At 67.0% G+C, this 22755-nt stretch carries 23 protein-coding genes and 1 pseudogene; 6 read left to right on the forward strand and 18 right to left on the reverse strand.

Translation table 11 applies throughout. The features are described from left to right. Positions 1-65: 65 nt before the first annotated feature. Positions 66-2465 (reverse strand): hypothetical protein, encoded by a 2400-nt coding sequence (locus tag ACIBO8_RS32125; RefSeq protein ID WP_396119155.1) that lies wholly within the window; start codon positions 2463-2465, stop codon positions 66-68. Between the two features lie 24 nt (positions 2466-2489). Here ACIBO8_RS32125 and ACIBO8_RS32130 point away from each other — a divergent pair. Further along, a pseudogene (locus ACIBO8_RS32130) lies at positions 2490-2906 on the forward strand (hypothetical protein); the annotation flags it as partial. 78 nt (positions 2907-2984) lie between these two features. Continuing rightward, the gene (locus tag ACIBO8_RS32135; protein ID WP_396119192.1) at positions 2985-3407 is read left to right on the forward strand and encodes a hypothetical protein; all 423 of its coding nucleotides are present in this window, start codon (positions 2985-2987) and stop codon (positions 3405-3407) included. A 252-nt stretch (positions 3408-3659) separates the two neighbouring features. Here ACIBO8_RS32135 and ACIBO8_RS32140 read toward each other — a convergent pair whose 3' ends face one another. Next, positions 3660-4226 carry a hypothetical protein gene (locus ACIBO8_RS32140; protein ID WP_396119156.1) on the reverse strand — a complete coding sequence of 189 codons (567 nt, stop codon included), beginning with the start codon at positions 4224-4226 and terminating at the stop codon, positions 3660-3662. 151 nt (positions 4227-4377) lie between these two features. Then, positions 4378-4818 carry a hypothetical protein gene (locus tag ACIBO8_RS32145; protein ID WP_396119157.1) on the reverse strand — a complete coding sequence of 147 codons (441 nt, stop codon included), beginning with the start codon at positions 4816-4818 and terminating at the stop codon, positions 4378-4380. A gap of 398 nt (positions 4819-5216) precedes the next feature. On the opposite strand from ACIBO8_RS32145, the gene ACIBO8_RS32150 reads away from it, so the two are divergent. Further along, positions 5217-5723 carry a hypothetical protein gene (locus ACIBO8_RS32150; RefSeq protein WP_396119158.1) on the forward strand — a complete coding sequence of 169 codons (507 nt, stop codon included), beginning with the start codon at positions 5217-5219 and terminating at the stop codon, positions 5721-5723. Positions 5724-5834: 111 nt separating this feature from the next. Further along, complete coding sequence (locus ACIBO8_RS32155; protein WP_396119159.1) at positions 5835-6137, forward strand: putative quinol monooxygenase; 303 nt, start codon at positions 5835-5837, stop codon at positions 6135-6137. A gap of 396 nt (positions 6138-6533) precedes the next feature. Here ACIBO8_RS32155 and ACIBO8_RS32160 read toward each other — a convergent pair whose 3' ends face one another. The 5 genes from ACIBO8_RS32160 to ACIBO8_RS32180 form a co-directional block, all read right to left on the reverse strand. Then, a complete protein-coding gene (locus tag ACIBO8_RS32160; protein WP_396119160.1) occupies positions 6534-7817 on the reverse strand; it encodes an ABC transporter substrate-binding protein in 1284 nt (427 codons plus the stop codon). Next, positions 7814-9172, reverse strand: coding sequence for an L-fucose:H+ symporter permease (gene fucP / locus ACIBO8_RS32165; RefSeq protein ID WP_396119161.1), 1359 nt, complete (start codon positions 9170-9172; stop codon positions 7814-7816). The genes ACIBO8_RS32160 and fucP overlap by 4 nt, the downstream gene beginning before the upstream one ends. A 754-nt stretch (positions 9173-9926) precedes the next feature. Next, positions 9927-10307 carry a hypothetical protein gene (locus tag ACIBO8_RS32170; protein WP_396119162.1) on the reverse strand — a complete coding sequence of 127 codons (381 nt, stop codon included), beginning with the start codon at positions 10305-10307 and terminating at the stop codon, positions 9927-9929. A 712-nt stretch (positions 10308-11019) separates the two neighbouring features. Next, complete coding sequence (locus ACIBO8_RS32175; protein WP_396119163.1) at positions 11020-12033, reverse strand: YncE family protein; 1014 nt, start codon at positions 12031-12033, stop codon at positions 11020-11022. Positions 12034-12176: 143 nt separating this feature from the next. Further along, complete coding sequence (locus tag ACIBO8_RS32180; protein ID WP_396119164.1) at positions 12177-12842, reverse strand: DUF4360 domain-containing protein; 666 nt, start codon at positions 12840-12842, stop codon at positions 12177-12179. A 618-nt stretch (positions 12843-13460) separates the two neighbouring features. Here ACIBO8_RS32180 and ACIBO8_RS32185 point away from each other — a divergent pair. After that, positions 13461-13760, forward strand: coding sequence for a hypothetical protein (locus ACIBO8_RS32185; RefSeq protein ID WP_396119165.1), 300 nt, complete (start codon positions 13461-13463; stop codon positions 13758-13760). A 541-nt stretch (positions 13761-14301) separates the two neighbouring features. Here the strand turns inward: ACIBO8_RS32185 and ACIBO8_RS32190 are convergent. From ACIBO8_RS32190 to ACIBO8_RS32200, 3 genes are all read right to left on the reverse strand, one after another. Next, positions 14302-15072: a hypothetical protein gene (locus ACIBO8_RS32190; RefSeq protein ID WP_396119166.1), complete on the reverse strand. Its 771-nt coding sequence runs from the start codon at positions 15070-15072 to the stop codon at positions 14302-14304. 81 nt (positions 15073-15153) lie between these two features. Beyond that, positions 15154-15852 (reverse strand): hypothetical protein, encoded by a 699-nt coding sequence (locus ACIBO8_RS32195; protein ID WP_396119167.1) that lies wholly within the window; start codon positions 15850-15852, stop codon positions 15154-15156. Positions 15853-15939: 87 nt separating this feature from the next. Beyond that, positions 15940-16176 (reverse strand): hypothetical protein, encoded by a 237-nt coding sequence (locus tag ACIBO8_RS32200; RefSeq protein WP_396119168.1) that lies wholly within the window; start codon positions 16174-16176, stop codon positions 15940-15942. A 314-nt stretch (positions 16177-16490) separates the two neighbouring features. Here ACIBO8_RS32200 and ACIBO8_RS32205 point away from each other — a divergent pair, with 314 nt between their 5' ends. Next, positions 16491-16781, forward strand: coding sequence for a hypothetical protein (locus ACIBO8_RS32205; protein ID WP_396119169.1), 291 nt, complete (start codon positions 16491-16493; stop codon positions 16779-16781). 71 nt (positions 16782-16852) lie between these two features. Here the strand turns inward: ACIBO8_RS32205 and ACIBO8_RS32210 are convergent, their stop codons facing one another. From ACIBO8_RS32210 to ACIBO8_RS32240, 7 genes are all read right to left on the reverse strand, one after another. Continuing rightward, positions 16853-17365, reverse strand: coding sequence for an SMI1/KNR4 family protein (locus ACIBO8_RS32210; protein WP_396119170.1), 513 nt, complete (start codon positions 17363-17365; stop codon positions 16853-16855). Positions 17366-17604: 239 nt separating this feature from the next. After that, entirely contained in the window at positions 17605-18060 is a 456-nt protein-coding gene (locus tag ACIBO8_RS32215) for a GNAT family N-acetyltransferase (RefSeq protein ID WP_396119171.1), read from the reverse strand. 283 nt (positions 18061-18343) lie between these two features. Next, complete coding sequence (locus ACIBO8_RS32220; RefSeq protein WP_396119172.1) at positions 18344-19351, reverse strand: hypothetical protein; 1008 nt, start codon at positions 19349-19351, stop codon at positions 18344-18346. Positions 19352-19597: 246 nt separating this feature from the next. After that, the gene (locus tag ACIBO8_RS32225) at positions 19598-19954 is read right to left on the reverse strand and encodes a hypothetical protein (RefSeq protein ID WP_396119173.1); all 357 of its coding nucleotides are present in this window, start codon (positions 19952-19954) and stop codon (positions 19598-19600) included. A gap of 756 nt (positions 19955-20710) precedes the next feature. After that, positions 20711-21325: a hypothetical protein gene (locus tag ACIBO8_RS32230; protein WP_396119174.1), complete on the reverse strand. Its 615-nt coding sequence runs from the start codon at positions 21323-21325 to the stop codon at positions 20711-20713. Positions 21326-21749: 424 nt separating this feature from the next. Continuing rightward, on the reverse strand, positions 21750-22061 hold the full coding sequence (locus ACIBO8_RS32235; RefSeq protein ID WP_396119175.1) for an EthD family reductase: 312 nt from the start codon (positions 22059-22061) through the stop codon (positions 21750-21752). A 129-nt stretch (positions 22062-22190) separates the two neighbouring features. Further along, entirely contained in the window at positions 22191-22562 is a 372-nt protein-coding gene (locus ACIBO8_RS32240) for a hypothetical protein (RefSeq protein ID WP_396119176.1), read from the reverse strand. Positions 22563-22755 lie beyond the last annotated feature (193 nt).

A 22755-nucleotide genomic window follows, 5' to 3' on the forward strand; every position in this document is an offset into this window, starting at 1 on the left:
GCACAGCAACGCGCCCCCGGTGGCCGATCGGCCACCGGGGGCGCGCCTAATGCCGCGACGGCGTGTTACGACGTGGCCACGGTGGCCGGCGTCGAGTTGTCCTGCGCGGTGTACGCCACCACGTGGTAGACGGCGGGGCCGCTCGGCGGCGCCGTCTCGGTGAACTGCTCGGTACGCGTACCGGCGACCAGCCCGAGCCGGTCGACGAGAATGGCGTCCCCGGCGACCGTGCCCTCGATGATGTACCACGGCTGCACCGACACCGCGTCGGCCGGCGCCTGGTACGAGTAGTTGCTCGTCATCCAGCCGTTCTTGTAGTCCACGGTGGCCCGGTTGTTCATGGCGAGGTTGAGAACCTGACCGCTCGCGGTGGTGATCTTCAGGCCGGCGCGGACCCAGTGGCCCGAACCGACCATGGCCTTCGCCGAGAGGACCGAGGTGTAGATCTGGCCCGGGGTGGCGGGGACCGCGCGACCGGTGAAGCTGACCTCACCAGTACCGCTGGAGCTCACCAACATGGACGCCGCGCCGCGGGAACCGTTACCGACCTGACGGCTCAGCGTGGTGCGGTAGCCCGCCGTCCAGCCCGAGGTGCCGGCGGCGGCGTTCTCGAAGTTGGAGTCGTCCACGGGAACCAGGTTGCCGGGGATCGAGACGCTGCCGATTGACAGATCCCCGACGACATTGCCGTCCCGGTAGATCTTGTAGCCGGTGATCGGGCGGCCGTCCAGGGCGTAGGCCTCGTCCCAGGTCAGGGTCTTCTTGTTCGCTACCAGGCTGGCCGGCGGCTCCGGGGTCAGCTTCTGGTCGTGGACGGCCTTGCCGATCAGGTTGGCCGTGCTGTTGGCGTCGACGATCGTGCTCTTCGGCGAGGTCGGAGCGCGGCGTGCGCCCAGATCGATGCCGTACCAGGTGGTCTTCTTGGCCGGGTCGTCGCAGATGGCGTTGCCGGAGATCCGGTCGCCGGTGCCGATCGAGAGGCCGATGCCGGCGGTGTCGAAGAGGCCCGCGCCGCTGTCGTACACGGTGGAGCCACCCCAGCCCGAGTTCGTCACCGTGTTGCCGGTGATCGTGTCCGGGAGGCTCTTGGCGGCCTCGTAGCTGCCGTTGACCAGGATTCCGGACCGGTTGGCGTACTCGACGACGTTGTCGCGGATGACGTTGTTGCCACCGGTGCGCACGATGTGGTCGGAGCTGCTGGTGCTGCTGTGGTCCCAGTTGTCGTCGGCAGTGCCGAGGGTGCCGTCGCTGTCCTTGTAGTCGTCGTAGACGAGGCTGATGCCGACGCCGGTCGGGTAACTGATGTGGTTGCCAGAGATCACCGTGTCCCGCGGGTTGGTGATGTCCTTGTTCTCGCCGCTGTGGTCGTACCCGGCGTTGGTCTTGACGCTGATCTGCGCGCCCCACAGTGTGTTGTCGGCGACCGTGGCCTGGACCAGGCCCTCCAGGTACATGTTGCCGCTGGGAGCCTTGTCGGGTCGCGCATCGGTGACGGTGCCGTCAGAGCGGACCGAGTTGTTGCGGATGGTCGTCCGGATGGCATTGGTGAAATCAAAGCTGTTGCCGTGAATCGTCTTGTCGAACTGGTTGTACTCGACCACGACGCTGTCGTTGCGGCTGCCGCCGCCCACGTTGTCCTCGCCGCCCGACTCGGCGCCGCCCCAGTTGTCGAACCGGTTGTCCGTGATGTGCACGTCCTTCACGCCGTCGCCCACCCAGACCTTGAAGTACTCGAGGTTGGTGAAGCGCACCTGGCGTACGGTCCAGTGGTTGCCGACCGCGATGCCGCCGCCCGCGTTGTTCAGCGCGCCGGCGGTGTCACTCGCGCGGAAGTCGCAGAGAGCGCCCGGCCGGCCGGGCAAGTCCGCAGGAACCGGGTCGCCGGCGCCCTCGCGGCAGTTGCCGTTCACCGTCAGGTCGGAGACCAGGTTGCTGGTGCCCGGGTGCTCGATCTTGTCGTACTTCCAGGTGATCAGGAAGCCGTAATTGAAGTTCGCCGCATTGGCGCTGATCATCCGCACCGTGGTCAGCGCGATGCCCGCGCCACGCAGGTTCACGTTCAACGGCAGCACCAAGGGCTGGCTCAGCCGGTAGGTGCCCTGCTTCAGCAGCACCGTAGCCGGAACCGCGGGGGTGACCACGGCGCCGGAGGCGTCCAGGACCGCCGGCGTGGCCAGGTTCGCCGTGCTGTTGACGAGGTCCTGGAGGGTGCGGTGATCGTCCGCGCCCGACGGCGCGGGCGCTACGACGCAGGAACCGGTGCAGTCAGCCTCGATCAGGGCCGGCGGCGAGACAGTCGCGGCCAGCGAGTAGACCGGCGGGCTCGACGTGGCGGCCTGGGCCGGCTGGCTGGCCGCGAAGGGAACCGCCACGACCGGCAGCACCGCGAGCGCGGCGAGCCGCTTCGCGGCCAACGAGCGACGGCGCTCGCGGCGGGGCGGGATGGATCCGACGGGGTTCGTCATGTACGCCTCTCGATAGGGTCTTCGTTGGCCGGTACGCGGCCGAGTTCCTATTCGGCGTCGAACCTCAAGCCGACCTCACGGCCCGCTCCGCTCGTTCTCAACGTCGGCGCGCCCACGACTCCGGCGCCTCCTCGAGGTGAGGTTGAGGCGTACGGCACGCCGGTCCCGCTAAGCCGGACGCGCCATTGCGCACCACACCAACCAGGCACAGGTCACCAGCCGCGCCGACGCACACGCCATCTACCGCTCTACACAGCCATCTCTCACAGGAGGTCGCCTTTCCATGTCCATACACACGAACACAAGCAGCGAGCGCCGCACCTCCGCGGCATCCACCACCGCGCCGTCAACGACGACGCAAGTACTCGATGCGGCCCTGTCCTACGCCGCGGCGGGCATCCCCGCCTGCGCCATGGCCTGCACGACGCCTCCACCCGGCCAGCTCTGATCCGCGGCTGGTGGCGGCGCTGGCCCGCCGCCACCATCGGCCTGGCCACCGGAACGGTGGCGCCACCATCGGTGCATGCCAGCGGACGCCACTACCGGTTCCAGCAAGCGTGGACCGGTGCGCCCCACCCGGCGTGCCCGCCACAGCTGCGCGCCCTCGTCCAGCCGGGCGCGCCGCCAGCAGATCGCGCAGCGGCGGGCATCCTGCACCGCGACCGCTACACCCACGCCGCGCTCGACGGCGAACTCCAACGCATCGCACAAGCACCCCAGCCGGTGTTCCACAGCGGCCAGCGCATCCCCGCCGGGGGACGCAACAACGCCGTGCATCTGGCCGCGTTCCGCCTCGGTCAACTCGCCGCACGCGGCGACCTGGACGACGCCGGGGCACGCCGGGAGCTCATCGACGCCGCGGTGCAGGTCAGCCTCAGCCGCACCGAAGGGCACCGCACCGTCGACTCGGGATGGCGCGGCGGTCGGCGCCGACCACGCTGACGGCCACGCCTTCCGATAGCCCGAACACACCTGCCCGTCGTGCTGCCCTTGGTTACGCACCTGGCCCCGGCGGCAGCGCCACCGGGCACCCACGTACGAGGTAGCCGCCACGCGACGACGTCGACCACTGGATCCGCGAGCACCGCCCGGAGTCAAACTGACAGCGCCGCTCCCACGCAGATCGCCAGGGACGGCAACAGCGCGACATCCCGACGCATCGTCATGCCGAGATCAGTGTGTTGGCTGTGGTCTCTAATCCACTAGCCACCAGCCATGCCCGAGTTCGCGTTGTGGTTCGCCGCTGGCACCCGGCGCTGTAGCGATGGTCACGCCTGCCGGCCGCATGGGGAAGTAGGCGATCCCGGCACCGGCCTCTCCCCGCAAGTTCTGATACAGCAGTAGAAACAAACCGCAGCCGTAGTTTTCTTCGGCGCAACGAACATGCGCATGCCCGTCTATCGACAGAAATCGCAACCGCCAAGGTAGAGGGCGGTCTCGATCGATGCTTCCAGCACGGTACTCGGCCGCTAGCTGATCGAGGTCAGCGCGATGCCACTGATACACGCTGTCCACCGTGCGCGCCGGCGGACGCAGAACAGCCAGTAGGATTGCAGCCAGCAGCCCACCCGCACTCCACATCGCTATCGGGGCTATGCGGCGAAACCGACCAGACCGGACCGCCCCGTGAACCGGCCCGAGGATGGCACCAAGCCAGCCCACCCAGGCCAAGGCCCACGTCACAGTCGAAGGAACTCCAAAGACCGGCAACACCAGATAGTAGGAGCCGGCCAGCACCGCCCAGCCCACCATGGTGAGCACCGCAGGCCGCCTCGAGCGGCCGCCCGGGGGGCTGGTGGCCGGCGGAGTTGTCATGAAATCATCTTTGCATCGGCCCAGCCGCTATATAGCTGTACGCGTCCGGATCTGCCTTTGACCGGGCCTGGCGTACGGGCGACCTCGCGGCCAACCTCTAGGATTTCAGCACACGTCGATCTGGCTGCTCAGGGGTGATGGCCACGAACAGTCCGGGCACCCCAAGGTCCGCCCGGATAGCGTTGAGTAGTTCGAGTTCGGCCTCGTCGTACTCAAACTCCATTACCTCTTCGTCGAATCCGGGACGCGGGCCGTTGTGGCCCAGAGCCGACGCGCGCTGGAAGGCCACCAGCGCTGCGGCGGGCACCGCTCCGGTGCCGTAAAGGTCAATCAACTCCAGCTGTTCTCCGACCGCGAAGCCAAAGCCGGGCGGGAGTTCGCGTGGGTTAACCCCGTGAGCACGTTCGGATGCGGTCTCGACCATTCTCTTCAACGCGGCGTAGAAGTTGATGTAAGCGTCTCTGCGCTGCTCAAATGTTCGGGCTTGATCTTCCCGCTCCCAACGAAGAGCCTCGTGGCGCTGCTCGCGTTCCCACACCCTGTCCGACCTCACGTCAGCACGCCACTGCGTCCAAAGGACACCGGCGATCCCAAAACCAGCTACGACTAGCGGGACCCAAAGTGGCGTTTGCATACAACCATGCTGCGCGTCGTTGTCGACCCGGCGCTGCACGCCCGGCACACCCTCCGACCTCGAAGGACCAGGCTAAATGGCCCCAGCCGTCGAATTCATCGCCTCGGGTCTCGTGCCAGCGGCGGCGATAGAAGCGATTCGGCACAGCGGAAGGGTACCGTCGTGTGACGCCCTCTTCTGCCGCCATCCGTGCCTACTCGGGAACGAAGTCATCACGCCTCGTCTGAGCCCAGACGCGTTCGAACTCGACGCTTGTGAACCCGAAGGTGCTCCAGTCCTCACCGCGTGGAGGTCGACGACGCATGCTTCGCCTCCTGAGGCGGCCGGCGATGGTGGCAGCCGGGTTCGCCCTTACGGCGATCACCGGCTGCTCCACCGGTCCCGGCGGCGGGTCGCCCGACCCGCCGTGCGGCGGCACTCCCGCTAGCCGTACCGCACTGGGCGTCCCCCACACCGGGGAGACCGTTGCAGCATCCTTCACCACCACCGGCGGCGCCCTCTCCATCACCGTGCATGACCTTGGGCGCGGCGGCTTCGTGCCGGTACCCAAGGGATCACAGATCACCGCCTACATCGGTACCGCGGACACTCCACCCCGCCCCGATCCCCAGCAGAACGTCACCCCGGTCGGCTGGAAGGTTGTCGTCGCCGAGGACCACTACCAGTCCTTCGACCTGCCCGCCGGCCGGTACTGGCTGCAGATCAGCTACCCGGGACAGACCGAGCTGCTCAGCTGCACACCCGGCGCCGTTACCGGCACGCCACCACCACCCCGCTTGCCCCCGGCGCCATCATCACGACCCAGCTGAGAAAGCCCGTGATCACGATCTGCGCTGGTCCAGCAGCACATTGGCATGTTTTCGTCGGCCCAGACCGGCCGGAGGCGGTTGTCGGCCACGTAGGACGGGTAGAAGTGCTCCATGAATGGCCCCGAACGCGCTCTGTTCCTGGTGGTTACGATCAAACCGCGACTGGACCGACGAGAAGAGGCCGCAGCGCAGTTGCAGTCCATGCGGCAAAACAGTCTTACCGAGCCCGGATGCGTCTTCATGAACCTCACGCAGCCACAGGACGACCCGGACACCTGGATCATGCTGGAGATGTTCCGTTCCCGCTCAGCATGGGATGAGCACATGCAGCAGCCGTACATCGTTGACGGCAATGCCATTCTGGCAGATCTGTTACGAGAGCCGTCCGATCTCCGCCTGCTCGATGAGATGTAGGTCCTGTCCGGCTCCTCAACATGGTCATAAGGTGTCGCCGATGCCCCGGTTCACGGTTCGCCGCGACGGGCGGATCAAACCAGATTTTCGCCGTCCGTGACGTCGAGGCCGCGCTCGCCGCACCGATCGTCTCGTGATGGGCCGGTGTTGCTTCATGATGCTCGGGTGAGCAACCTGACTGTTCGCGCCGTATTTCCAGGCCTACACCGAGGCCAACCCCGCCGAGGTGAGCAAGACGTCACGTCAGGCGTGGATCGAAGGAAGTCCCTCGGTAGAGATCGAACTGGGCTGCTCCGATCAAACCGGTGCTCTCCCAGCCCGACTCTCCACCGGGCGGTGAGCCCGCAGCCCGACGAACGTCGAGCTTCGACGCGAGGCACCCCCATGCCTTGGCGGTCAGCGCTGCGGGATCCGGTCGTTCGCCACGGCGTTTCGCAGGTCGTCAGCGAAGGCATCCGGGCTTCTGGTGCGTACATACGTCGAGACGGCGTCGTAGAAGCCCTCCTGGAAGGCGGGGCTCATCGCCTCACCGTGCGCCACGGACAACAGCACCGGTGATGACCAGAGGGTCTTCGAGGCCTGCTGTTGGTAGGCGGGCAACGAGGAGATGTCGACGTTGCGCAGCACCGGCACCGATCCCTTGGCCTTGTTGAACGCCACCTGGGTCGACGGTGTGCTGATCCCGCCGAGGAAGGCGAGCGCGTTCTTGGCATTCTTGGCCTTGGTAGCGGCGACGAACACGTCGACGACGGCGAGGAAACTTCCGCCGGTACCGGGGAAGGCCGCCGAACCGAATTCCGTGCCTTCCCGCGCACCCGCGGCGATCAATTCCCCGTACGCCGAGTCGTTGACCGATTCGAAGGCGCAGCCGCCCGACGCGAGCTTCTTCGTCGCCGCGTCCCAGGTCAGCGCGTTCGCGTCGGGATCGGCGTAGGACAGCATGCCGCCGAAGGACCGCAGCGCCGACCGCACCTTTGCGCTGCGCCAGTCGAGCCGGTCGTTGGTCATGTCCTTCCAGCCGGACGTTCCGATGGTGCTGAGCAAGGTGTTCTCGAACAGCTCGGCGGTGGTGAACGGATCCTTGGCGCCCAGGCACAGGGCGGTCGCTCCCGAAGCCTCGACCTTCTGCAGATCGCCCAGGAACGCGGCGACGGTGTAGTCGGCCGTCGGCGCCGCGACGCCCGCCTTCTTCAGCAGGCCCATGTTGAACCACAGCACGTTGCTGCGGTGGGCCCCCGTCGGGATGCCGTACGGCTTGCCGCCGTGGTTGAGCGATTGCCGGATCGTCGGCTGCATCGCGGCGCTGACGTCGCTGGTCAGCACCGATGAGACGTCGCGGACCGTACCGCGAGCAGCGTAGCCTTGGACCGATTTGCCGGTGAAGGTCTGCCAGACGTCAGGCGGGTTGCCCGCCTGCAGTCGTTTCGCCAGTTCCACGATCGCCTGCGAGCCGGCGCCGCCCGCGACCGCCGCGTTGACCGTCTCGATGCTGGGATTGGCCTGTTGGAACGCGGTCAGCAAGGTGTTCAGGGCCGCCGCCTCCGAGCCGGACGTCCACCAGGACATGACCTCGAGCTTGCTGGTGTTCTTGGTGGCACTGGTCGGTTTGTCGCCGCAGGCCCCCACCGCCAATGTCATGCTCAGCGCGACGGCCACGGCCGCGCGGGACCGGGCGCTCATGCCGCGCTCCCCGTGACCGTGCTCGCACGGGCGGTGCGGTGCCCGCTCGGGCGGGCGACGAGGTCGAAGACGGCGTAGAGGCCGACGACGGCGAAGCAGGCGGCGGGCACGATGAACGAGATCGCGGCATTCGTTGCGTCGACGAGCGCGCCCTGCACCACCGGCATGACCGCGCCGCCCACGATGGCCATCACGAGCCCCGCAGCGCCGAACTTGGTGGCGGGACCGAGACCCTTGAGGGCGACGCCGTAGATCGTCGGGAACATCAGCGACAGGCAGAATGACACCGCCACCAGGGCCAGCACCCCAGCCAAGTTGGGGCTGACCATGGCGAAGACGCACAGCACGACTGCCAGGAACGCGAGGATCGTGAGGATCTTCGTCGCCCGCACGCGGCCGATGAGCCACGTCATCAGGAACCGCGAGACCAGGAAGACCAGCAGGCTGAGCTGCAGGTAAAAGCCGCCCTTCTGCAGGCTGCCGCCGAGCGCCTGTTGCACGTACACGATCAGATACGTCCACGTGCAGACCTGGGCGGCGACGTTGAAGAACTGCGCCACGACGCCGTAGCGGTAACGCTTGCTGCGCCACAGCACCCCGAACAGGCTGTCGGTGCCCCCTTCGCCAGGACCGGCATCCGGGAACTCCTCGACGATCGGCGGCGCCTTCTGGCTGGCGATCGCGAAGGCGATGACGAGCAGCACGAAGCCCAGTCCGAGGTAAGGGCCCATCACCGCGCCGAGCTCGCCGGCGCGGATCGTATGCAGCTGTTCCGGCGACAGCGATCCGATGTCCACCGGGTCGGCCAGCCGCGGAAGGATGAGGGTTGAGGCGAGTAGTACACCGATGTTCGTACCGACGGGGTTGAACGCCTGAGCCAAATTCAGCCGCCGGGTGGCAGTCGACTCCGGCCCGAGCGACAGGACGTACGGATTCGCGGACGTCTCCAGGATCGAGCAGCCGGCGGCGATCGCGAACAACGCCACCAGAAACGCCCCGTACGTCATGATTTTGCTGGCGGGATAGAACGCGAAGGCGCCGAGCGCCGCGAGGATGAGCCCGGTGAGAATGCCGACCTTGTAGCTGAAGCGATGGTTGATGAAGGCGGCGGGCAGCGCCAGCAGGAAGTAGGCACCGAAGTAGGCCAGCTGGACCAGCGACGCCTGGAAGGTACTCATGTCGAAGATGCGCTTGAAGCCGGCCACCATCGGGGTTGTCAGGTCCGCCGCCACGCCCCAGGCGGTGAAGCAGCCGATCAGCGCGATGAACAGGACGACCATCCCGCGGCCAATCAAAGGTTCGTGTCGCGTTTGCTCGTTCTCCGCCGCTGGCGACGTCGTGGCGACGCTGGCCATCAGGGCTCCCTCCGAGAGGTCCACGAGAGTGTTTCCCTGTCGCACCCGCCACGTCGAATGACCTGAACAAGTCCACGATGCGAGGACGGCGGGAACCGGATTATCGGCTTTAGCCCATTGTCGGCGATAAATTGATTATCTGCTGCAGTCCAGCCTTCTTGCAGGCTACATCGCCGCGCAACGGCACGGAACCACCCGCGGCACCGGGCGGTAATCGTCAGTAGACAGATGGTGCATGTTTGCCATGAAACCGTTGGGCCGCACCTGGTTTAGCGGTGAAGCGACGAATTTTGATCACGCGGTGCCCGGCCATCGGCGCGGTGAAGCCGTCGCTGATCACCGGGCGGCTCGCGGTGCTCGACCCGGTCGCCGCTACGGCCGCGCGCCTTCCTGCGGGGGCCCGAGTCGAATGCCGCACGGTCCGTTGCCTACACCTGATCCATCCGACGAGCACGGAGAGACCATGGCTGGAGCGGGCATCCGGATCAGCCGCGGACCGTACGTGCCGGGCCAAGCGAAAGCCGTTACGCTGAGTGCTCGATCCGGCGACCTGACCGACATCCTCATCTGCGTGCGTGGCACCTTCCCACACTTCTCTCCGAGGGCGCGAACGCTCGGTGGCGCTGTGAGCCGCGGAGTCGCCTCTTCGACGACGCCAGCCGGGCCGCGCAGCGTCAGCCGGAGACGCCCTGGACGTGAGGTGAACGCCGGTCCGTCACTCGTCCCCGAGGAGGTAGCTGCGGTAGTAGGCGCTTTACTTCTCCACGTCGAAGGCGCTGAAGTCCCCGGCAGCCTCGCACTCGAGCAGGTAGTCCAGGATCTGGCGTGCCTCCTCGTCGCCCTGGTCAGCGAGGTACGCCTTGGTCTCGGCCAGCCCAGCGCCGCACAGCAGGTGCACGTCGATCGTGCCGTTGGTGTCCATGGTCCGGATCTTGGCCCGCCAGACGGTCCGCACGTCACCGAGCGATCCGGCGTTGTACAGCTGCACGCAGTGGACCAGCATGACCGACGGGTCGGGGCCGTCCTCCCAGCCCTGCCGGGCGGTCTGCGCGACGAGCGCCCCGCGGATCTCGTCGAGGTCTGTACCCTGCGGGTGGAGGCCGTACCGGGCCAGGATCTCGTCTTCGTCGTCCATGCGTTGTCCTAGGGGTGGCGAGGGCTGCGCCGGTCTGCCGGCGTCGGCCAGTTTCGCATCGCCGACAAGCCCGCCGACGGCCAGGCCGCGGCGTGCTCGGGCACGCACTGGAGGTCTACGCGACCGGTCCGGTGCTGGGTGACCGCCTGGACCGGTTGACTCGCGTGTCGGACACCGAACGGCCGGTGCTCGTGGAGCCTCCGCCGTACCGGTATCGGCTCGTTCTCCCAAAGGCCGGTATGGCGGAGGTTGCCAAGGGCGCCGTGCACCGCTTCGGGCAATCATCGGCGGCAGTGGAACCCCGTACCCGGATCCTGATCTGGTCGCCGTCGCGTCGGTGAAGAGCCCGACGCAGGAACTCGGCGTTCGAGGCGGTCGCCTTCAGATGCTCCGGGAGCCGACGCATGCTCTGCCAGCGGTCGTCGCCGCCGAGCGGGTGCATGAGGGCGAGCTCGGTGCGTGCGACGAGCAAGCCTGGGCTGCCCGAAGGCTAAGGGGCCACCTTGTGGCCCGGAATACAGGGAGATGACCTTGCGGACCGCCGGAATGTTCGTCGAACTCCCCCAGACTCGTCACCCGGACCCGCCGCGGAGCATATACACCAGATTGCGGCGGAACCGATCGAGGACGCGGACCCGGCCGCGCGGCCGATGGCGGGAAGAGGGGCAGCGCCGGGCGCCTGGCCCGGCTGACCGCCGACACTCAGCGCCGCTCAGTCCATTTGCCAGCGAAGCATGGTCCCGTTGCGCACAGCGACCAGTTCTCCTGCGGTCGGGTGGTGGTGGGTCGGGACGAAGCCGGGAACGGCACCCGTCCTGGTGCCGCGGGCCGGATCCCACACTTCCAGGCCCTCCGGCGCTGCCGCGTACAACCGGCCGCCTGCGGCGAACAGCTGCCCCCGCGGGCCCGGAACCGGGTCTTGCTCCTTGCCGGTGCCCACATCGAAGATGCGAACGCCCGGCGTCATTTCGTCCTCGTCGTCGCCGAGCCCCGAGACCGCCAGGAGATCGTCGTCGAGCCAACACATCGGGTGGTTCCAGTAGTAGTCACGGTGGCACAGGTCGATCGGGGGGACGTCGCCCGCGGCCTCGCCGGGGTCGTTGTCGAGCCAGCGCCGGAGATCGTAGACCCGGGGGATGCCGACTGGGTGCCAGACCCAGCCGTCGTCGGCCAGCCACCGTCCGGACGGCGACAGTTTCAGCGTGCCGTGGAAGTAGTCCGGGTCGAGGTCGGGGCGGCCCTCAATGTCCCGCTCGGTAATCAGTTCGCCGGTGCGAGCGTCCGTGGCGTTCAGGCGGTTCCAGGCCGTGCGGTGCACGACCACGCACCGGCCGGCGTGCTCGGCGAAGGCCAGCGAGAAGGGGACCGTCTCGGGGTGGTGGTCGCCGCCGTGGAGAGTGAGGGTCACCGCGCCGGAGCGAAGGTCGAGGACCTGCCCGTGGTGGCCGTGGTCGTTGACGACCGCGGCGACCGTGCCGTCGGCGGAGGCGTGCAGCCGGGGCTGGGCAGCCCGTTCGCTGGTAGCCCCGCTGGCGGCTGGTTCGGCGGGCACGGTGTGCCTGACGACGACGCTGACCGCCCCGGAGTCCGCGTCGAGGCAAAGCAGGCGCCCGTCGGCGGTCAGCGCGAGCCAGGTCGAACGCTCTCCGTCGGCGATGGGCGCGAGGTCGATGAGGGAGTCGGTCTCGGCCGGTAGCGGCGTCTCGACGACGGCGGAGGAAGTCATGATCGACAATGATGACAGGGTCCGGCCACCCCAGCGGGCCTGACCTCAGGCGCCTGCCCATGCCGGCCCGGGTGGGTCGTACCGCCTCGGCGGCTCCGGCAGCTCGGTGACTCTCGTGCCGGAGCCGCGAAGGCTTCTTGTGCTCAGTCGTTGCAGGGCACGCTCGACAGCATCAGCCGCGGGGAGTTCCAGCCGGGATCGGCAACGTTGCTCAGGTAGCCGTCGGCCTTCTCGGAGAGGTGCAGTTTCTGGGTGACGACGAGCGACTCGGTGGTGCCGCAGCCGCCGATCAGCGCGCGATCGCTTGGTAGACCGTACAGCTGCCAGTTCTCGTCCAGTTGGGTCGGGCCGGTGATCGTGGTGCTCAGCTGGGTGCGGCCACTCGGTGAACGCACAGCCGTCGTCGCGGTGCCCTTGGTGCCGGCGTCCAGCCTGCTCTGGCCGGCCATCCACAGGTTCGTCAGGTTGTAGGCCTGTCCCTTCGGCGCGGTCACGCGCAGCGAGAAGGTGCACCACAGGTCGGTCGTGGCCGGCCGGTCCGGATCCAGGCCGCGGCCGAGGGCGTCGCCCTGGGCGTAGTAGGCGCTCGAGCCGTCCCCGAGCTCCGTCCTCGGCAGAACGGTGCCCGACGTTCCGCACACATCGCGTCCGACGGTCCTCCCCTTGGCGTCCAGGGTGCCGCCCCCGAGGACGGTGAGGTCACTGATGGTGAGCTTCGAGCCGGCCGGAGCGGCGACGGCCGGAGCCGCGGTGACGGCAAGGCCGGCAAGGGCGACGACGACGGACAGAGCGATCTTCGTAGTGCGCAAGGTTCCTCCTGCGGGATGGTCGCTCCGTGGACTCGTGATCCACGGTGGAGTGACTCTAGCCCATGGCTTTATATGACAAAGATAAAGCGCTCGACGGCCTTCGAATCAAAGGCAGTGTGTGTAGTGTCCTTGGGAATCGAAGTGCGGGGGCCTCGATCGAACGCAATGGGCGTCGGCTCGCCCTCCGCACACGACCGGGCCCGCAACCCCCACCGCGGGCAAAGCCTGGTGCCTGCGCACCGTCACGGAGATCCTGGCCACCCCCGTTACACCGGCCGGCAGGTTGGGAACCGTCACGGCGTCGCAACAAGGCAAGCCGGACCGACGGTCGCAAGCCCACACATCGGAACCCGCGAGAGTTGTGGGAGCTCTCCCGCCACCTCGCACATCCGCCGCTGGTCAGCGAGGCCTACTTTCCTAGCCGCCCAACGAGTCAGCGCGCTCGCGCAGCCCGATGATCGCAACACCGGCCGCTACCAGCTCCCCGAGTTGGTGATCTGCGGGCTCTGCAGCCGGCGCATGGAAGGGCACTGGGCGCACAGCCGGGCCCGCTACCGCTGCCGGCACGGCCGCACCAGCACCAGTGCCGCTGACCCGGACCGGACCAAGGTCCTCTACGTGGGTGAAGATCTCGCCCTCGAGCAAGCCAAGAGCCAGTACGTACATGTTCTCGGCTGCGACATCACCACGATGAGATCGGAAACCATCGCCGAGCAGCTCCGTCAGCGTGGAATCACCATCGTCTGCACCGCCGTCAGCATCACCCTCGACATTGGTACCGTCTCCGCGGACGTCACGCCCGAGCTCAAAGAGCCAGCCCCGGTTGAGCCCTTGTCCCAGGGCACCATCCAGCTGACCATCCCGCTACCGCGCGGACCAATGAGAAACCCCCACCGGAGCCATCCCAAACGTGAATGACTGTGGTGGGGGTTAACGTGTCCGAGCCCGACGCGAGGGACAGCCACACAGTGATCGCATCAAGAAAATTGACCTGCGCACCACCGAGCTGACGCGCATGACGGCTGGCCCGCTCTACTCCCGCGGACCGGGAACCTGGCGGTTGCTCGATGACCAGCGGTTGCTGATCGAAGGTTTGAGGCTACGACCACCGGGACCGTTGGCGGCGCACGCAGGATTTGCTGTTCGAGGCGTACGGAGCGGTACCACCCTGCGCCGTAGTCGGCCTTCTCGCCGACCGCGTACTACACGGGCAGCACGTTCCGGCCGGCTAGCCGCGAGCCCGTCGAGTCGGTGTGGCACGAGAACGCCTGGTGACGATCGTCGCGGCCGGCAACCGGCCGGCGGCGGAAGCTTCCGGTCGCGTTCTTTCGCGTCTCCTCGCGATACCACGTTTTTGCCTGGTCACGGGCCTGTGATTGTCGTCGTTCCGCTCTAGCGAATTTGCCTTCGGCTGTGCCGGAAAGGTACGCGCGGGGCGGCGTTGGGCATCAGGTCAGCGTCAACGTCGCGGCATCAGGAGCTGCCGCCACCATGGCGGGCGGGCGGCTGGGTGCGGTGGTGGCGCTCCGGTGCCTGGAGAAGCTTGCGGTGCTACGGGCGGCGGCGGCACTTTGCTGGAGATGTCCCTCGCGGCCGCCGCCAATGCCGCTTCGGTATATCCCCGCGTCGATCCGGGTTCAGCTCTGGCAACTTGGCTGTGCCCGACTACCGCGCTCGCATGGCGGTAGCAGCCGTACATTGTCTTGTCGCCGTCGATCACCCGGAGCAGGTCACGCGGCCCTTCGCACGGTCCGTCGTCCGCGCGCTGGGCGCACTCGCAGCGCTCTTGTCGGCATCGGCTCAGGTCCGCGGCGCTTGGCCGCGCCGCCCACTGGGCTTCCCTGCTGGAGGCGAGATCCACGACGAACCGAGGGCCGTCCCCGTCCACGTCGAGGTCGCGACCGCCGACCTGGTGACACAGCAGCCACGTGACGATGTCCGTTCCGTGGAAGTCCTCGATCCGCACCGGTTCAGCGGGCCGCCCGATGACGAGCTGGTGCACCTCGAACCACACCTGCGGACGGACAACCACCGGCCGGTAACCGTCGGCTGAGGCCCCGGCCGCCTTGACGCTGATCGTGCCACCGAAGGTGTAGTCGACGTCCCCCCAGCGCTCGCTGCGCCGCAACGTCAGCGGATGCCTGCGTACGCCGCGGGAGCGTAGCTCCTCCAGCAAGTCTTGCAGGTGCTCGTCGAAGCTGGACGTTACGGTCTCCGCATAGATCCACATCAGCGCCTCCGTTCCAGGGCCATCTCCAGGTGCCGAGCGCGTCGTCGAGCCGGAGCAGGCGACGCCGGACGATCCGGCCGGTCATCCGAAGGCCGGCCGAGGGGGTCGCGAGACGATGGTGACGCTCCAGGGCCGGCCGGTCGGCGGTTGCGTCGCCGATGCCGCGATGATCTGCCCGTCGCGCATGTGCAGAGTCACGGTGCCGCAGGACGCCCGGGCGGTGGTTGTCACCACCGTGTCCGACGAGGTCCCGGGAGAGCGGACCACCGCCGTCGCAGTGACCTCGACGTTGACACTCTCCTCGAGGCCGCCCCGTACCTGCAGGGCGACGACCGGCTCCACCCGGCCGCCGGCGTCAGGCACGCCGATCGGCTTCGACCGGTTGACGCGGTCCCGACCGAGCAGGTACGCCGAGTTGGCGGCCACGATGTGCCGGGTCGCGTCGATGTGAGGGACGGGCGTCGGAGCGGCGGCGAGATCGACCACGACGGCTACGGTCACGAGGCCGGAGCGCGACTCGGCGGGAGGCACGCCGGCCGCGCCGGTCGGCGGCGTGACCGGCTCGGCAGACGCGATGGCCGGCACCGGCCGCGAACCGCTCACTGTGCATCCTCGGATCAGGGCTGAGGCCACGCGTTCGCGGTCGGCGCGGTGCCGGTCGGGTAGGTCACGGTCGTCGCAGGACTTCATGCCGAAGCCCGCGCAAAGGGTGAGAACCACCAGCATGCCGATCAGGTACCACCCGACCACGGGAGCGGGAGCGCCTGCTTCATCGTCCATGGTCTCAGCGAAGACGATGGCGGTGGACGGCGTCCAAGTACGGTTGCCCATCCGGCCATAAGGGCCGCTTATCGCTGCGGTCCTGTCCTACGGCAACAGGGCGGCAAGGCGGTGCACCGCGGGGTTGGTGGAGTCGGTCCGGTTGGCGAGGGCGGTTTCCACGGTGGGTGTCGGGGCGGCGAACCGGCGTAGGCGTACCCCTGGCATGGTCAGCGCCCGGGCGCGGCCCGCCGGAACCGGGGCGATGACCGTTCGGCTTGGCTTGGAGATGACATACCGTCCGGGCACCAGCACGGTGCTCGCGGAGATTCGATCGAACAGCATCGATCGTGGAGGTAGGTGGTGTCCGAGGCTCAACACAACGGATCCGCACACGGTCATCACGGCCAGGGCACTGGCGATCTGAGATCTGGCCGACCTGGCTGAGCTGCGGAGTCACAGCAATTGAGGGAAGGTTCTAGCGAAAAGCGGTGATGTCGGCGCGGAGCTCGTCGTCATCGACCTCGTCAAGGTCGATGCCGGCGACCAGGGCCCGCAGCCGGGCCAGTTCGTCCGGGTGCGCGGCCCAGTGCTCTTGGGGAACCCGACGCAGAACGGCAGTCAGCAGGTTCTCCGGCTGGAACTACTCCGCGGCGAAGGTGTGGTTCGAGACGGGCAGCTCGCCCAAGGTCGTCATGAACGAGGGCAACTACGGCAGCACGGGCTGGGTGGGCCACACCAACCGGCCGTGCAGTTACGGCGTCTACACGCCGCCCTCGACCACCCAGTTCAACCAGTACTACATGAACGGGCAGCCGGCCGGCTACAAGAAGGAGGTGATGGTGCACGAGCTCGGGCATGCGCTGGGCCTCAACTACGTGCACAGCACCGCCTGTGCGTCCATGGCCATCATGGAGGGCTCCTCCACGATGCGCCCCGCTCCCGGTTAGATCGAAAAAGATTCGACGCGATCAGGTAACCACTCCTTCGCTCGATGCCCCGACCGCCAACTTCAGCCGTTCTACTGCAGCTCCTGTAGCGCCAGACGGTTGTAATCGACCATAGCAAGGTAGAACTCGTCGAAATTTGAGTACAACTCGTAGTCGCTTCCCCAGAACCAAAGGACTTGACCGGCGTTCGCGGCATCGGGTTTCGCAAGCAGCCACAGGTCGGTCTGCGAGTCACTCCCGCCAATCGGAACGACGTCTCTGATATCGAATCCAGCGAATGCAGAGAATGCCTCCTCGCCCACGGCGGCTATCGCCTCTCGCACCTGGCGCATCGGCGGAGCACCCATGAGTTGGGCGGTACCGAACAGATCGATTTTCTGCAGGAAGCCCTTCCAACCATCCGCATGCTTGAGGAAGGTGCGGTGCCGCGCATCCAATGGCCCGACGACCGCTTCGGCGGCTTGGATGTCTCCTTCGCTCGCAGCAACCTCGGGAAGCGGGTAGGAGTAGATTTCGTCCCGACTTTCCAGATGCCGCCTTACGACAACGGCTTTGACGATTTCCGTACGCCAGTCATTAATCATGGAAGTTGCCGAAATTCGGCGATGTAGTCATCAACGAACCAGAATCCAGCCGGTCGGTAGCCGATCGGATAGCGCAGAGCCTGCGCACCGAGGCTGGCACGGGTGGGTGACCGTCAAATCTCGTCAGCGTTGTTCGGCGGGCCCGGGTGCACTCATGCCGATGAGGGTTGTGCATGGCTCGGGGCATGTGGGCAGGGGCTGCCGCGAGCCTTTCTGGATTGGCACGTGGAAGTGGGGACTCACAGCACCTTGGCCATATACACATTGTTGGGATCCTCCCTGTATCCGGCGAACGGCTGGCACGGCATGAATCCGAATTTCGCGTAGAGAGCGCGGGCTGGGGCGAAGAATTCTGCCGCTCCGGTCTCCAGATAGAGCCGGGCATAGCGACGCCGCCGCGCCTCCGCAAGGATATGGTCGACAAGCGCCGAGGCCACCCCGCGCCGCTTGGCGTGTTGAGCTGTCCGCATGGACTTGAGCTCGGCGCTCGAGGTGTCCAGCTCTTTCAGGGCGCCGCATCCGACCAGCCGGCCGCTGTCGTAGACCGACCAGAACGTGATTTCCGGTTTGCGTAGGCCGTCAAGGTCGAGCGCATGCTTGCTCTCCGGCGGGGTGATCGCTTGCATCTCCTTTACATGTTCCTGCAGGAAGGCGCTGATCTCAGGTCCGGACAGGTCATCTACGACGATCTTCATGCGCTCAGCGTAAAGACAGCACACTCCACTGCCCGAGCGACGACTCGTCCACAACGGCGCAGGACAGGGCCATACCCCCTATCGACCGATTTCGGAGCCAACACGGTCGGCGCGCTCTTCTGCCGCGAGGGGTGCGCGGCCGCGTGTTGAGTCGTCATTACCGGTGGTAATTTTCCCGGCGCGCCGAGGATCGTCGGGCTTGCCGGTGACAGTGGGTTCGGCGAAGGCGCTGGCGAGGTCGGGTTGCGCTGACGGTGTGCAGGGCTCGGACTTCGGGTCTGCCTCAATCGTGGGGCATCAGCATGTCGTCCTTCTCGGGCTGGCCGGAGAAGCCGCCATACACGCTGTTGGGGCCGGTGACGAGCGCCCCGACGCTGGCCTTGGTCAACCTCCGGACGGTCGTACCGTCGTCGAAGCCGTTTTGGACGCAGCCGGCGTAACGCATCGTGATTTCTGCGGTGCCAGTGGCGGATCGTACGAGAAGCACGATGATTTGGTCGCCATGCGCCACCTCCGGCGCGCAGTCCGCCGGCGTATCCAGGCCGCCGGCTCCGGCCGGCGCGGCGGCGATTCGCCGAATCTCGTCCGCAGCCGCCGCGCCGTCCAGGTAGAGGCTGGACAGCAGGCGCGGCCAGGACGGATGGACGGAGCTGCTCTCCGGCAGCGGGTACTTGCAGACCGAAACTGAGGTCACGTCATGCAGCGTCGTGATGTCTGTCGGCGGGGTGGGACGCAAGTCCGGTCCGGTACTGATCCGATGGCTGGTCGGACAGCCGGCGTCGTCGACTCTTACCCGATGAATGGTGGCGGCGATCCGGTCTCGCAACTGCTTCGGCGCCTGGATGACCACCTCGACGCTGTCGCGACGCACCGTCGTACGGTCACCCTCCTGGGTTGTGCCGTCGCCTTTGTCCGTGCGGTCGAATCCGACCGTCCAACCGGTGTTCGCGATGAGGAACCCGGGCTGCGGCCCTTTCACGTCGGCGCCGCAACTGATGGCCGGGACCGGAGCGCCGGGCCGGGTGACCGCGGGTACATGGTTCCCAGCCTTTATGCACCAGGCGTCCAACCGCAGCGCCTGGTTGTCCCACCCCCAGTCGCCGGGGACGCCGACCTGGACGCCGCCGAACGACTCCCAACGCCAACCGGCCGGCAGCGCCGGCTGGTTGCCGACCGGTTCTGTCAGCGACGCAGGACGCACTGACGGTGACGCCGTCGGAGACGATCCCGCGGGGGGTGCACACGCCGCCACCAAGGCCATTGCCATCACGATGGCGACCGGTTTGGCCACACCAGGCATCGTCGCTCCCCGAGTCCGACTTGACGATTCAGGTGATGAGACGTAGACGGCCCGCCGCCGGTTCCATCCTGAAACAACGAAGCGATCGGGCCGTTCGACAGCAGCGCGCTGCACGAATGCTACTCCGCCGACCGCGGGCGGAGTCGACGCTTAGCCGTCACCCCAGGGTGACAGATCAGGGGCGGCCCGACGTACGCTCGTCCCGAGAACAGTGCGTCTACAAACCCAGCTCGTCTGCTATTCCCCACCAGGGAGCGTTTCCTCGCCGTAGAAATCAAGACCCTTATCTGTGGTCGCGAACCAAACCAAGGTCTCCGCCTCTACCGTCCAGGACAGGTCGGTTCGGAGGATTGCGGATCGATCTTCCGGAAGCACGACTTCGGCTGCCTCGTTGTCCAGCGGCCACCCACACGTGTACAGGTCGATCAGGCCGTCAGCCAGCAAAAGCTCCAGAACTTCCCGAGCCTTCTCCCGACATTCCTCTGGCGAGGACTGGGTGAATCCCTCGGTCCGTTGCACCTCGAATACGACATCCCAGAGGCCTGTGAAGTCCTCGACGCCATCCCACAAAATGTTCTTCACAAGAGGGTCCACAAGATCAAGAGTACCGGCGGCCTTTCGAAAATGGCTCGGACCACATGGAGCAGACACTCAACGTTCCAGGCGTCCGGATCTGCCGCTGACCGCGTGGCAGACCCGATCCGCGGCACGGTAGCTCAAGCGGTCCTCAATTGGGTCTCAGTAGCGGGTCATGACATCCGCTGAACGCTCACGTCGCCGGTCGTACGCGCCGATGAAGACCGCGCCCGCTGTGTGCCGGGCGAAGCAGATCGCACAGTGAGGGACGATGCAGACGACATCTGGAGCTCGCTTCGCCGGTGCTCTGTGGCGTTCGGGGCAGGGACTCGCCGGTAAGCTGCTCATCGTTGCCCTTGCCGTGACCTCATGCTCTGTCACGCTCGGTGATTGGTCCCGACGCCGCCTGGCATCCTGAACTGCCGGGATGAGTGCGTGGCGCCTTCCAGCACTCACCCAGAAGCGTGAACGCGCGGTGGCGCTGCTAGCCGCGGAGTCCCGTTCTTCGACGACGCCAGAGATCCTGGCTCCGCCGGCCACGGGGACGGCGCCCATTTACCGCCTGTGCAGATCCGGGGCCTCTCGTGGCCCGAACAACGTGACGGCAAGGACAGCCACCGGCACCGGCGTGCAGAGAACCCAGCACTCTCATGCCGCCGGTCGTCCGCGGCGGCGGGGACGACCGTCCCACTTCGTACGGCCAGTTCGGAACCCGGGCGCATGCTCGTGCCGAGAAGCGTGTACCTGCACTGTCGCGAGGCCGTGGGCTTCCGGTCAGTGGAGGAATGTTGGATCGTTGAATCCGATGTCCCGCATCTTGTCCGCGGCGAAGACAACCATAATCTCGTCGCCCGGTATGAAGACACGCTGTATCTGCGGGAACTGCGGAATGGCGGCGACGAACCACACCGCACCGGCCTGGAAGTCCACCCGCAGCGCGGTCGGCACGTCGACCGCGTACGCGGCCCCGACGATAGTGCCGTCGGCTCGCCGGCTCGGCCCGATTTCCAGCCTCTCCCAATGGAAGGCGCCGCCGCGAATCGGTGATCCAAGGTAGGGTGTCCACACGCCCAGATGATCGTCGTTCGGGCCGACGCGCTGCGGGCCGTCCTCACCCAGAACCAAGTGATCCGTGATCGGGTCGTGGAAAACCTCAACGCCGTACGGATAAAAGGCGGCTGTCCAGGTCAGCGTGACGGGTCCCTGGTCGGTACTGAGTTGAACACCCATGACTGCGTGGTGCCAGTCGCCGTAATCCCAGTCCGCCGATTCCGGGCCGAAATTGTGGACGTCCCAGTAGTCGACCGCCGTGAGGCAGCGTCCGCGAAGGTCCGTCAACTTCGCCTCGAAGTCGGCACGATCGTCAACCAGGCTGCTCCCTGAACTCACGTCGCTCATCCTGTCCGGCCGGCCGCTTTCAGGCACGCCATTTTGCAGTGCCCGGCCGTACTACTGGGAAGTACGACCACCCGGTCTGCGCGACTCAAGCGCGCACACATCCGCCGCCGTCCATGCGCGCCGGCCGACCGCGCGTCGTCACAGCCAGTGAACCGCGTGCTGTTTTGCCGACGGCCTTGACTACCGACGAGAGCGCTCCGGACGTCGACTTGCGCAGGGCGTCTTCCGGTACGGGCAGGAAATGTCGATGGTAACGCGGCCAATGCTGATCGGCGCGGTGGCAGCCATCTGTACCGAACCTATGGAAGCAGAGGTAGTCGTCACCGGAATGCCGCGAGATAGTGTCGCCGATCCCGCGATAGCGTGGCGAACGTAGTGCTCTATGGATACGGGACGCTACGTCCGGGGTCCAGGCTCAGCCGGTGCCGTCCTGCACCGGATAGTGGATGACGACCGCACCACCGGTGGCGTAGTTGGCAACATCGGCGGCCACCTGCTGGCCCTGCGGCGACGCCCTCGCCGCGGTCATCGCAGCGGCATCAGCGAACTCTGCTTCGAAGACCGCGAAGTACGGTGTCTGTCCCTGCGTCGCTGCCACGTCGAAGCTGTAGCGCCACGCGAGCAGGCCGGGCATGCGCGTGACCAGCGGGAGGTGGTTGGCTACGTAGTAGTCGCGGAAGTGGTCGGGGTCGGCGGGCTTGGGATACAGGACCACCAGCTTGTGCATGACAACCTCCGTCCAGCGGCGAGCGACCACAATACCCGGAGATCTCGGGCCTTCGCCGTAGGGCACCATTGACCATCCGCAACGTTGAGTTGGACGAGACACCCCGACCCGGCGGCCGAACGTGAGCAATCACGACTCCACCGGCAGGGCAGCCTGAGCGTCCTCGCTGTTCAGAAGCGCAATGCCGGTGTAGAAGCGCCGTCCCTTGCTGCCCCGTGCGTCCGCTACCGCGAAGCGGCCCTGCAGCTCCTGCGTCAGCCGCTTGGCCGACACCGGCCGCTCCCCCAGCTGCTCGCACCACTGCTCGTAGGACTCCCGTAGCACACTCACCGCGGTGCGGATGTGCGCTGCCCCGGCCTGAACCCGGCACTGCTCGTCGACGAAGCGACCTACCGTGTCCTGGTCCCGCGCGTAGGCCGCTGTCGCGGAGGACACCGACGCCGGCTCGCGCAGCCCTCCCTTGTGATAGGCGGCGGCTCCCGCCATGATCCCTGCCAGCACTACGGGCGCCTACTACAAGCCGGGCTGGTCGCTCCCGGCTCCTCCCGGAACGGTTCCACGCCTGGGACGCCGAGCAGCGGCTCGGCATACGGTCCCCTGCACCCGGCCGTCGGAGGCGCGGCGAGGCGCCGGCTATGTCGTGACGCCGGGCCGACCGGACGACCACCGCCGTGCCGCCCGGCCTCGCAGAAAA

Origin of the sequence: Actinoplanes sp. NPDC049681 (assembly GCF_044465265.1) — a bacterium.
Taxonomy (GTDB): domain Bacteria; phylum Actinomycetota; class Actinomycetes; order Mycobacteriales; family Micromonosporaceae; genus Actinoplanes.

Bases quoted from the DNA above. Each gene is read 5' to 3' on its own strand.
- ACIBO8_RS32125 (WP_396119155.1), bottom strand. From the start codon at position 2,465: ATGACGAACCCCGTCGGATCCATCCCGCCCCGCCGCGAGCGCCGTCGC.
- ACIBO8_RS32150 (WP_396119158.1), top strand. From the start codon at position 5,217: ATGCTTCGCCTCCTGAGGCGGCCGGCGATGGTGGCAGCCGGGTTCGCC.
- ACIBO8_RS32155 (WP_396119159.1), top strand. From the start codon at position 5,835: ATGAATGGCCCCGAACGCGCTCTGTTCCTGGTGGTTACGATCAAACCG.
- ACIBO8_RS32160 (WP_396119160.1), bottom strand. From the start codon at position 7,817: ATGAGCGCCCGGTCCCGCGCGGCCGTGGCCGTCGCGCTGAGCATGACA.
- fucP (WP_396119161.1), bottom strand. From the start codon at position 9,172: ATGGCCAGCGTCGCCACGACGTCGCCAGCGGCGGAGAACGAGCAAACG.
- ACIBO8_RS32170 (WP_396119162.1), bottom strand. From the start codon at position 10,307: ATGGACGACGAAGACGAGATCCTGGCCCGGTACGGCCTCCACCCGCAG.
- ACIBO8_RS32175 (WP_396119163.1), bottom strand. From the start codon at position 12,033: ATGACTTCCTCCGCCGTCGTCGAGACGCCGCTACCGGCCGAGACCGAC.
- ACIBO8_RS32190 (WP_396119166.1), bottom strand. From the start codon at position 15,072: ATGTGGATCTATGCGGAGACCGTAACGTCCAGCTTCGACGAGCACCTG.
- ACIBO8_RS32195 (WP_396119167.1), bottom strand. From the start codon at position 15,852: ATGGACGATGAAGCAGGCGCTCCCGCTCCCGTGGTCGGGTGGTACCTG.
- ACIBO8_RS32200 (WP_396119168.1), bottom strand. From the start codon at position 16,176: ATGCTGTTCGATCGAATCTCCGCGAGCACCGTGCTGGTGCCCGGACGG.
- ACIBO8_RS32210 (WP_396119170.1), bottom strand. From the start codon at position 17,365: ATGATTAATGACTGGCGTACGGAAATCGTCAAAGCCGTTGTCGTAAGG.
- ACIBO8_RS32215 (WP_396119171.1), bottom strand. From the start codon at position 18,060: ATGAAGATCGTCGTAGATGACCTGTCCGGACCTGAGATCAGCGCCTTC.
- ACIBO8_RS32235 (WP_396119175.1), bottom strand. From the start codon at position 22,061: ATGCACAAGCTGGTGGTCCTGTATCCCAAGCCCGCCGACCCCGACCAC.